Origin of the sequence: Campylobacter sp. CNRCH_2015_0338h (assembly GCF_025772785.1) — a bacterium.
Classification (GTDB): domain Bacteria; phylum Campylobacterota; class Campylobacteria; order Campylobacterales; family Campylobacteraceae; genus Campylobacter_D.
In genome coordinates this window covers 105,977-117,565 of the sequence record NZ_JAKMST010000007.1, presented here as the reverse complement: position 1 = coordinate 117,565, position 11,589 = coordinate 105,977, and the positions used below count along the sequence as shown (strand labels likewise).

The following is an 11,589-nucleotide window of genomic DNA, read 5'->3' as shown; positions in this document are numbered from 1 at the left end:
GGTTTGGTTGATTTATGTTTTTATTTCTATATCTTTAGTAATTTAATTGGCTTGACTGTTTTAATTTTTCAATTTTAAATTGCTTATAACAAATTTTGGGTTTTATATATTTTTTTATATGAGTTTTAGTTCTCATATTTAGTTTTTAATTGTTTTTGTTTGGTGGATTTTTGGGTGAGATAGTAGTTTTCTAGTAGCAATACTTTAATTTGATATTTGAAGCCATTGTGGTTGATAGGTTTTAGTTTTTACGTCTTTGTTTTTATTTGTTTTAATTGCTTATATTTTTTTATTAATCTGATAAATTTGGTTTTTACGTATTTTAGTTAGGTTAGGATTATGTGTTATGAAAATAGTAAATTAGTTGACTAATTTAGTTATTTAGTTGAATTGGTTTATTTTTAGCTTTTTTGTTTTTGGTTGTATTATAAAGTGTTATACGTGATTTTAATTTATAATAAAATCTATAATAAGATACAACATATGGATTGAAAAATCTAGCTTTCTTAGAAGAAATTATCTTCTAAGAAAGAATGCTTTATTCAGCACCTTTTGGAGCTGTAAATGCTGTTATTTTAGGTGGTAATCCTTTGTATTTTTCTATATTTACTAAGCTTGTATGGGAAATGTTTCCGTTTGCTAATTCAGAAGTTGGCATATCAATAGTCAAGACATTTACGTTTCCGTATTTGCACATTCCTTCATCATTTGGGTCATACCACCCACCTTCGCATAATCTTACAACATTTGGCATAATGTCTTTTGTTACAACAGCACCCGCGAGAACTTGACCTCTTTTATTGAAAACTCTTACAATATCGCCATTTTTGATTCCAAGTTTTTTAGCATCAATTGGGTTGATTAAGATAGGCTCTCTATCATTTACCGCATACTTCTCACGCAGTGAAGTATGGCACATTTGTGAGTGGAGTCTATTTGTTGGGTGATTGGTTAGTAGATGAAAAGGTGTTTCCTTGGTAGCATTTCCTAGCCATTCTATCGGCTCCATCCACATTGGATGTGCTTTGCAGTCTTTATAGTTATACTTTTCGATTGTTTTTGAGTAAATTTCTATCAAGCCTGATTCAGTGCCTAGAGCATTTAAGATAGGATCTTCGATAAATTCAGAAAATCTAACCCATTCCATGCTTTCTATAGTTGGAGAAAAAGTTATAGGCTCATTTTTCGCCCAAAATTCTTCAAAACTTGGCATTTTTGGTTCAAATACATCCCCATAAGCTTGAGTTTGTTTTAAAGCGCTATTGTAGTATTCTTTGACAAAATCTTTTGTATTTTTACCATTTTCAGTATAAGCATTAAATACATCATCTCCATACACTTTACAAATATCAGCAAAAATTTCATAGTCATCTTTACTCTCGCCTATTGGTAATACCGCTTGCTTCATTGGAACTATATTCATATTAGAATAATCACCACTCATGGTAATATCATCTCGTTCGTAAGAACTTGTAGTAGGCATTATAATATCTGCCATTTTGGCAGTTGGAGTCCAATAAATTTCATTTATAACTATAGTTCTTGGTTTTTGCCATGCTTTTACATTATTGTTTGTATCTTGATGATGAACTAATGGATTTCCACCCGCCCAATAAATAAAGTCAATATCAGGATAGGTTATCTTAGAACCATTATTGTCTATAACTTTTCCAGGATTTAACAAAGCATCAGCTATTCTAGCCACTGGAAAAGAATAACTAGCAGCATTTTGCAGCCATTCGGCACCACCTTGACTAACTCCTGCTTTTGGTAGCCCCTTAAATTTTCCATTTTCCCAAATTCCCACAGCTCCTGCTGTAATACCTCCTATAACACCACCTTTGCATGATGGAACCCCACCATTACTATAGTGATAGCTTAAGCCAAAGCCACCTCCTTTAGTACCAATTTGTCCGATCATTGAAGCTAGGGTTATTAACATCCAATGAGGTTGTTCGCCATGATGAGCTCTTTGCATACCCCAACCACTCATGAGCATGGTAGGGTTATCATAAAAGCTTTCAGCTAGTGTTTTAATGGTTTTTTCATCAATTCCGCAAATTTTGCTTGCCCATTTTACATCTTTTTTAATACCATCATTCTTGCCATCTAAATAAGCTTTAAATTTATCAAAACCACTTGTATAATTTTCTAAAAATTCATAATTGACTTTATTTTTTTCGATCAGATGACTAGCCATACCTATCATCATAGCAACATCTGTATTTGGTCTTGGGGAGATCCATTGTGCATTTAAAAATTTAGCAGTTTCAGTTTTTATAGGATCTATACAAATAACCTTGATCTTGCTATTTTTTAATTTTTCAAAATACTGCAAACCCCTTTGGTCGTTTGAAGTCCAAGCTATTCTTAAAGTGGCGATAGGATTAGCACCCCAAATAACTACTATTTTAGAATGTTCTAAAATATTTTCCCATGAAGTTTGTTGTTCATAAACTTCAATGGAGCCTACAACATAAGGCATGATCACTTGAGAAGCTCCGGTTGAGTAATCTCCAGTAGTCCCTACAAACCCACCTGTGACATTTAAAAATCTATGAAGTAATATTCTACAATTTTGCATATTTCCGCTAGATTTCCACCCATAACTTCCACCAAATATAGCTTGAGTTCCTTTTTGCTCTCTTGTTTTTTTAAGTTCTTTTGCTATAAGTTTTATAGCCTCATCATAACTTACACGCACAAACTCATCTTTTCCTCTAAGCTCAGGCTTTGGGTTGTCAGGATTTTCAAGATAACTTTTTCTTACATAAGGATATTTCACACGTGATTTATAGATCATATCTGCTGTATAGTGTTGTAAGGGATTGTCAATTTGTGTTACTTTTTCCCATGGCTCACTTTTGATCACAATGCCATCTTTAATGGTAAGCTTTAAAATTCCCCAATGCGCTGCTGTTATAACGCTTCCATTTTTTACTAAACCTGAATTTATAGTTGAAGCTTCAACACTTTTTCCCATAACCAAACTAGGAACCAGAGGTAATACACTTAAACCAGCACCAATTTTTAAAAATTTTCTTCTATCAAGCCCCATTTTATTTTACCTCCTTAAAATCTTTTGCATTTTTTTGTAAATACTGTATCACTAACCAATGATCTTTTTTATCAATTCCTGTTCTATTTACCATTGATCTAAAAGTAGCAGGCCAACCATTAGCGCTAAATTCACTTTCTTTATGAACGCTATGACAAATTCCACAGTTATTCATATAAAGTTCTTTTGCTTTTATAAACATTTCTTTATTGCTTTTTGCAAAATCTTTCTTATCAGTCCAAACTTCTATGATAGCTTTATCCCATTTGCCATTTTTACTTTTAGTGTAGGTTTTAAAATCAAGTTTTGTATTTTTAGAAAATGCAGCAACTATGATTCTTTGACTATCGTTGTAATAAAGCACAGAAGGCGAAGCAGGATTAACATAGCCTGTGATCTTGACTAAAACTTTATCTCCATCAGTTTTTAATACTTCAAAAGGATTTGTAGGTAGCAATCTACCAACAGCTTTTGTGTCATTTTTGCTTAAGTAAAGTGAGCTTACTTCACTTGTAAAAAATTCATTTTTAGCACAAACAAAAGAAACAAGTGCTAAGCAGAAAACCAAAATTTTTCCCATTTTGCCTCCTTGACATTTTTTTGATATAAACTTATTGTATATCAATAAAATTAAAAATTTCTTAGTACAAAAATCATAAAATTAAATATTATTTAATAATTTTTTATTGATTTGTAATTTATTTGTTTTTATATTTTCACAAAGTCTTTTCAATCCTTTAAAGTAAATTTTAGTAAAATACAAAATATTCTTTATAAAGGTTAAAAATGCACTTTACTTTGCTAAATGAAAAAGATTTTTTCAACCCTTACTACCGCAAAAAGCAAATCACACAAAATGAATTTGACACTTTTAGCAAGGCTTTAACACAGTATCTAGAAAGGCTTGAAAGCTCACAAAGTGAAAATGAAGACTATCTTGTGGCTAACGCACTTAGTCCATTTTTAACCACGCTAAATTTCAAAACCCACATCAAAACCAAGCAAAAAGGCAAAAGCGAGATTGATTTAGCTATTGCTAAAGATGAACTTAGCAAAGACTTAGAAGTTCTCATCGAAGCTAAAAAGCCCAACTCAAAAGAATTCATCACCCATACAAAGCCAAATTCCAAAGCCTTACATGAAGCCATTTTGTATTATTTTAGAAACAGAGAGCATAGCTTTAGTTTGAAATTTATCATCATCACAGACTTTTATAAATTCTACATTTTCAAAGCTAGTGAATTTGAAGAGCTTTTTTATAAAAACACAAGCTTTAAAAAGCTTTTTGAAGAATTTCAAAGCTCAAATTCACTTTTTAAAGGCAACAACGATGAATTTTACAATGAAGCAAGCAAACTCATAGAAAATTTCAAAGAAAGCTTAAAAGGCTTTTTCATCGACTTGGCATTTTTAAAAGACAAGCAAAAGTCAAATTTCAAAAACCTAGCAAGCATTTTTAAAACCTTTCATAGAGACTTTTTGCTAAATGAATTTAGTCCAAATGACGCAAACTCACTAAACAACGCATTTTATAAAGAGCTTTTATACATCTTAGGTTTAAACGAGAGTAAACAGCTTTCTAAATTCATCATCACGCAAAGTGAGCAAAGCAAACAAGCCCAAGGTACACTTTATCATCTCATAGCGAGCAAGCTTCCAAAGCATGATTTTGAAGAGGTGTTAAAATTCATCATACTTTGGCTAAATCGTATTTTATTTTTAAAGCTTATTGAGTCTAATTTAATTAGATTTAACGATGATAAAACCCTTAAATTTCTAAACTATGAAAAAATTCCAAATTTCACCACCCTTTCACACCTTTTCTTTGATATCTTAGCTAAAGAAAAGCACACAAGAGTGCAGAGTAAATTTAGCTATTTGCCTTATTTAAATTCATCACTTTTTGAAAAACAAGCCATCGAAAAAACCACGCTAGAAATCGCCACTTTAGAAAATGACGCTTTGTTAGAGTATCACCCACACACGCAGTTAAAAGATGACAAAGGAAAAAGTAAAAAAGGCAAAGTAGGTTTGCTTGAGTATTTGTTTGAGTTTTTAGACAGCTTTGATTTTGGAGCAGATGAGCAAAGCGAAGAACTCATCAAGCAAAAAGAACTCATCAACTCAAGCGTTTTGGGAAATGTCTTTGAAAAGCTAAATGGCTACAAAGAAGGCAGTTTTTACACCCCAAGCTTTATCACTTCATATATGTGCAAAGCAAGTATAGAAAAAGTCGTGCTAGATAAGTTTAACCATACTTTTAAGCTAAATGCCACCAAGCTAAGCGAGCTAAGAACCCAGTTGCGTCAAGAAAAAATCCCTCAAGAACAAAAACTAGCCTTGCTAAATTCCATACGCATTTGCGATCCTGCGGTGGGAAGTGGGCATTTTTTAGTTTCAGCTTTAAATGCCATGCTTATGGTGCATTATGAGCTTGGTTTGTTTGAAGAGGACTTTTACCTAAGCGTGCAAAATGATGAAATTTTAGTGCAAAATCACAAAGGCCAGTTTTTAGAGTATAAACGCCCTGATTTTGACAAAGACAAAACCCACCTTTGTCAAAAAGAACTTTTTGAGCGTAAAAAAGACATCATAGAAAACAACCTTTTTGGAGTAGATATCAACCCAAACTCATGTGAGATCACTAAACTAAGGCTTTGGATAGAGCTTTTAAAACACAGCTTTTATGAAAGCTTTGATGATACAAACTATCATGATCTTAAAACCCTACCAAATATCGATATCAACATAAAATGCGGGAATTCGCTTATAAGTTATTTTGAAATTCACAAAAGCCTTTCTCACTACCCCAACATCAAAGAACGCATGGATAAATACAAACGCATAGTCAAAGACTACAAAGAAGGCTTTTACAACGATAAAACTCTCATTGCAAAAGAGATTAAAAACCTTAAAGAGTCTTTTAAAAATTTCTGCTTAAAAGACAAATTTGCCAAAGAGATCAAGCAACTTACCAACGGGGCTAATGAATACTCTAAAAAATACGGCGATTTTTTAGCACAAGATGAAAAAGATGAGAATTTTAGAGCATTTTTCTCTAAAAATATGTTTGAATTTGACTTTGATGAAAGTGCCGCTAAGAAAGAATTTAAAAAGCTTAAAAAGCTTTATGAGAGTATATTTGACTTAGAAAGTGCAAATCCTTTTGAATGGCGTTTTGAATTTAGCGAAGTGCTTGATGGAGGCGGGAGCTTTCAAGGGTTTGATCTCATCATCGGTAACCCACCTTACATCAGACAAGAAGACATCAAAGAACTAAAACCAAATTTAGCCAAAAACTATAAGGTATATAAAGGCACAAGCGACATTTATACCTACTTTTATGAGCTTGGGTTTAATGTGCTAAAGCAAAATGGTGTTTTGTCTTTCATTACTTCAAACAAATACACAAGAGCAGGTTATGGAGAAGCTTTGCGTGAATTTTTGCTTAAAAATACCACACTTTTAGAATACATCGATCTAAATGGTATAAAAGTCTTTGATAGTGCCACGGTAGATACTTCCATACTAAGCTTTGAAAAAGCAAAAACTAAAGATAATAGCTTTAAGTACCTAGCCCCAAACACCGAGCTTTTAAAAGAAAACGACTTTAGCATAGAAAGCATTTTAAATTTTAACAAAATCGCACAAAACTCTTTAAGCAAAGAAAGCTTTACTTTTAACGATGAAAGCACAAACGCACTAAAAGCAAAGATAGAAAAACACGGCACTCCGCTTAAAGACTGGCATGGGCTTAATATAAACTATGGTATAAAAACGGGCTATAATGAAGCCTTTATCATCACTACTGAAAAAAGAGATGAAATTCTAGCTAAATGCAAAGATGAAGCCGAAAAAGAACGCACCGCCAAACTCATACGCAAAATGCTACGCGGTAGAGATATAAAAAGATATAGTTATGAGTGGGCAGGGCTTTGGGTGATAGAAACTTTTCCAAGTTTAAAAATAGATATAGAACAATACCCATCATTAAAATCTTATCTATCTAAATTTTTACCACGCATAGAGCAAAGTGGAGAAAAAGGCTGTCGTAAAAAAACAAGTAATAAGTGGTTTGAAACTCAAGATAATATAGCTTATTATCAAGAATTTGAAAAAGAAAAAATAGTTTGGAACCCAGTGAGTGGAGAGTATTTGTTTTCATATATTAATGATCCTATGTTTTTTAATAATTCTTTATTTATGATGACTTCAGATGAAGTAAGTTTAAAATATATATTAGCTTTTATGAATTCTAATTGTTATAAATGGCTAATTACCTTAAAAACAAATTTAATACAAACGGGTTCTTATGCTTATGGAGCTAAAGATAAAATAGAAAAACTTCCTATACCAAAAATAAATTCTAAAAATGAAAAACTAGCAAACGAGTTAATAAGTCTAGTCGATGAGATTTTAAAAGCTAAAGAACAAGACAAAAACGCAAATACCAAAACCCAAGAAGACAAAATAAACTCTATCGTTTATAAACTTTACAACCTAACCGAAGAAGAAATAAAAACAATCGAGGGTAAGTAATGAATGAATTTGATCAAACATTAGCGCAATATGGAATTCTTGCAAAAAATGGAACAAAATCTATTCAAAAAAATAACATAACTTTAATTAATGCTGATATAGAAAAAATTGATTTTAATATCTTACAAGAAAACAAAATAGAAAAACTCTATATAGAAAACAGCGAAGTTAAAAATATTTTCTTTGCAAAAGAAAACGATATAGAATTTACTTTTAGTGATTGTATTTTTAAAAATAAGTTCGTAAACATAAAAATTATTTTTAAAAAAGATATTAAGTTTTTTCATTGTATTTTTGAAAAATATGTAGAATTTGCTGCAGTTGAATTTAATTCTATAGTAAATTTTGATATTTCAAGATTTAATGATGAAGTAAAATTTTTAAGGGTTAATTTTTTTTCAAATCTTGAAAGCACATTTAAAGAAATTGTTTTTGAAAGTTTCGTGGATTTTTCAGGATCCGTTTTTAAAGGCAAAGTAGATTTTTCTAATGCTAAATTTAAAAAGGCGAAATTTACACAAGTTCATTTTTTGGCAAAGTCAAAAACGACAGAAAAAACCACATCTATTCAAGTTCAAAACGGAAAAGAAGTAGTTGAAAACATTTTTTTTAATACTATTTTTAGAGATGAGGTTTCGTTTGATAGTGCTGTTTTTGAAGGAAGAGTAGAGTTTGTTAATTCTATATTTAAAGATAATGTCAGTTTTTTAAATGCTAAATTTTTATATAGCTATTCTTTTAATCAACCTGTGAAATTTATCAATTCGAGTACGCAAAATGAAACAATAGAAAATAATTTTTACGCAATAACTGTTTTAGGAGATGCTAATTTTAGCAATGCTATGTTTAAAGGAAAAACTAATTTTTCTATGTCTAATTTTAAAGGCAAGGTTGATTTTATTAATACTGAATTTTTGGCGATACAAAATAATACCATAGAAAATAATTTTCTGTGGACAATTTTTAAAGATAATGTTTCATTTAATAGCGTAAAAATAAAATCCAAAATAAGTTTTGAATTTTCAAGTTTTAATGAAAAATTTGAATTTATAGTATTTAATTCTTTAAAAGGTAACTTAATTTTTAATGGAATTAATTTTAAGAAAGCTAAATTTAATTTTTTAGAAAATAATACCAATGAAGGAATAAAAATAACAAATTCAAATTTTGCAGAAATACTTGAAATTGAAAATATTAATATAGGTGAATCGGATTTTCAAAATGTTGTTTTTGGTGGTATTGTTATTTTTAATGAGATTAATCAAACAAATAAAATACAAAAAAAGGCAAATTTTATAAATTGTACTTTTTCTAATCAATTTAATATAAAGCATGATTACATACAATATGACTACAATGAATTAGAAGAAAAAATTGAAAAAAATAAAAACAATTATGATGAGTTTTTAAATTCTAGAGATTTATTTAGAAAATTAAAAAGCAACCGCATAGCCCATCATAATCTAATTGATGCTTCAGAATTAAGAATTCAAGAACTTTATGCCAGAGAATTAGAACTAAAACATAAAGAAAATAAAAGCTTAAAAGAAAAAATAGAACAATATCAACTTTTCTTTTATCGTAAACTTTGTGATCATCATACAGACTTGCTAAAGGTGTTTCATAATCTACTTATAATCATCATGCTTTTTAGCGTTTTTTCTTTTGTACTTGATAAATTTAAACAACCTAACATAGAAAATCATGCAAAATATCACATCGTTCAAGTAGATACTAACGAAAGCTATATCTTTAAAGAACACAATAAAACGACTTATAATTTTTTATCCTTGAATATAGAGCAAGAATTTAAAAACTTGGATAATTTATTATCTAAAACTGAGATTTATTTTTTTCTCGGTTTTGTATTGCTAGTGACTTTTGTTGCTTTGTTGAATAAACAATACTTATGGTTCTTGCTTTTGCCTTTGTTTGTAGGGGTGGTTTATTGCGTAGAATTTCCTATGTCGATTATTACTCATTTTATGATTATAATGCTATTTGCGTGTACTTTTGTATTTATAGTGGTTTTTGATAGCAGGCCTGAAAGATTTCTTTTTGTAAGTGTTTCTTATATAGTTTGTATTTTTACGCTGCTTGCAAAACCTAGTTTAATGCTTCCTGTGTTTGGAAGCTTTTTAGAAAAAGACAGCAACGCTACTTATCCTTTACTGCTTAGTTTATCGGTAGTGTATTTTATACTTGTAGCTTTAGTGATATTCTCACTCCAAAAAACCGCACGCAAAAACTCCATAGTGCCAAGCTAAAGCTTGGCTTTTTTTATTTTGTGTTATTGTAAAAATTTAGCTTAAAAGATATATAATTAAAATCAAAGAATAAATCTAGCATTAAATCAATTTTTCTTAGGAATTTAAATGATTAAAACTATAAAAATTACAAATTTTAGAGGTTTGAAAGATTTAGAAATCAAAGATTTTAAGCGTTTTAATATTTTTGTCGGAGAAAATAGTTGTGGTAAAACGAGTATCTTAGAAGCTATTTTTATGTGTTATAGTCAAGAAGAAGCAAATTCTTTGATAAGAATTCAAAATTTTCGTCGCACTATGGTAATACCTGCTAATCTTTCTAGTATTTTTTATAATTTTGATTTTTTAACACCAGTTAAAATACACTCAAACTATGATGAAAAAAACATCCAAGTTCAAATTCAACCAAAAACTGAAAGTGAAAGCATTTCTCAAGAAAAATTTAAACAAAGTTCTATGCTAGAGCAAAATATCAATGGTTTAAATTTCACAAGAATACACGAAAAAAAAGAATTTAACTCTCATTTTAGTGTTCAATTTAATGGCGATATACAAGATTCCACCAAAAGCGACGAGCAACTTCCACTTTTAGCTTTATACCTTCCAAGTGATATAGAGCAGTGGGGTTTGAAGTATTTTATTGATATTGTAAGAAAAGAGAAAAAAAGAGATGAGCTTTTGGGGTATTTAAGACTTTTTGATGAGAGAATTATCGATATAGAAACACAAGCAAATAGTGTTTTGGTTAATCTTAAAAACATAGAAAAGTTGATTGATATTAATTTTTTAGGTGAAGGGTTTAAAAAATACACTTGCATACTTGCTTTAATGCTAGCAGCAAATCAATGGCATACGCGTTTTTGCGTTTGTATAGATGAGATTGAAAATGGTTTGCATTTTTCTAGCACGCAAAAACTTTTAAAAAGTATTTTAAAATTATCAAAAAAATTAGATTTTCAATTCTTTTTTACTACTCATAGTCTTGAATTTTTAGATATAGCAAGAAAAATTTTAAATGATGAGAGTAAAATATTTAAAGTAGCTTTAACAGAAAAAGGCATTAAGACTTATTCGTATTCTCAAAATGGCGAAGCTTATTTCACTCTTGATAGGATAGATCCTAGAGGAGAAAATAATGAAAATTAATATTTTTGTAGAAGGAAAGCATGATAAAGAATTTTTAGAACAATATTTAAATTTTTTAAAACTTCCAAATGCAAATATAATACCATGTGGAAAAAATCATCTTGATGAAGATGCTATATCTAAAATGGAAGAAGCAAAAGATAATAATGAAAAAATTTTACTTATTTTTGATACAGATAAAAATTTTAACTCAACATTAGAAAGGATTAAAAAAGAAAGTAAAGATTTATTACAAGATGAAAATATCTTTCTTTTTCCAAATAATTTTGAAAATGGAGAACTAGAAACCCTTTTATTTGCCATAGCCAAAGAAGCACAAATTTGTCAGTGCTTTGAAAATTATAAAAAATGCATAGAAAAGCTTAATCCACAATATAGTAAAAATATCCATAAAAAATCAGCTAGATTTGCTTATTTTGAAGCATTAGGTTTTTCTCCATCAAATGATGAAAAAGCTAAAAAAGCAAGAAAAAATTCTTATGCTGAAATTTTTGATTTTAATCACATAGCACTTAAGTCTCTGAAAGATTTTCTCATAAAGCATTATAATAGTTATTGTAAATAGGTTTTTTGCTCGTT

General features: G+C 29.7%; 6 protein-coding genes. 4 read left to right on the top strand and 2 right to left on the bottom strand.

Going from position 1 to position 11,589, the window contains the following annotated elements:
* Positions 1-538: 538 nt before the first annotated feature.
* Positions 539-3,058, bottom strand: a complete 2,520-nt coding sequence (locus tag L8X30_RS06490; protein WP_263679545.1) for a molybdopterin guanine dinucleotide-containing S/N-oxide reductase — start codon at positions 3,056-3,058, stop codon at positions 539-541.
* A gap of 1 nt (position 3,059) precedes the next feature.
* Positions 3,060-3,638 carry a cytochrome C gene (locus L8X30_RS06485; protein ID WP_263679544.1) on the bottom strand — a complete coding sequence of 193 codons (579 nt, stop codon included), beginning with the start codon at positions 3,636-3,638 and terminating at the stop codon, positions 3,060-3,062.
* A 206-nt stretch (positions 3,639-3,844) separates the two neighbouring features.
* Here L8X30_RS06485 and L8X30_RS06480 point away from each other — a divergent pair, with 206 nt between their 5' ends.
* The 4 genes from L8X30_RS06480 to L8X30_RS06465 all read left to right on the top strand — a co-directional run bounded on the left by L8X30_RS06480 (position 3,845) and on the right by L8X30_RS06465 (position 11,575).
* Entirely contained in the window at positions 3,845-7,597 is a 3,753-nt protein-coding gene (locus L8X30_RS06480) for an Eco57I restriction-modification methylase domain-containing protein (RefSeq protein ID WP_263679543.1), read from the top strand.
* Positions 7,597-9,864: a pentapeptide repeat-containing protein gene (locus L8X30_RS06475; RefSeq protein WP_263679542.1), complete on the top strand. Its 2,268-nt coding sequence runs from the start codon at positions 7,597-7,599 to the stop codon at positions 9,862-9,864. The genes L8X30_RS06480 and L8X30_RS06475 overlap by 1 nt, the downstream gene beginning before the upstream one ends.
* A gap of 108 nt (positions 9,865-9,972) precedes the next feature.
* Positions 9,973-11,010 (top strand): AAA family ATPase, encoded by a 1,038-nt coding sequence (locus L8X30_RS06470; RefSeq protein WP_114640696.1) that lies wholly within the window; start codon positions 9,973-9,975, stop codon positions 11,008-11,010.
* A complete protein-coding gene (locus L8X30_RS06465) occupies positions 11,000-11,575 on the top strand; it encodes a DUF3226 domain-containing protein (RefSeq protein ID WP_263674924.1) in 576 nt (191 codons plus the stop codon). The genes L8X30_RS06470 and L8X30_RS06465 overlap by 11 nt, the downstream gene beginning before the upstream one ends.
* Positions 11,576-11,589 lie beyond the last annotated feature (14 nt).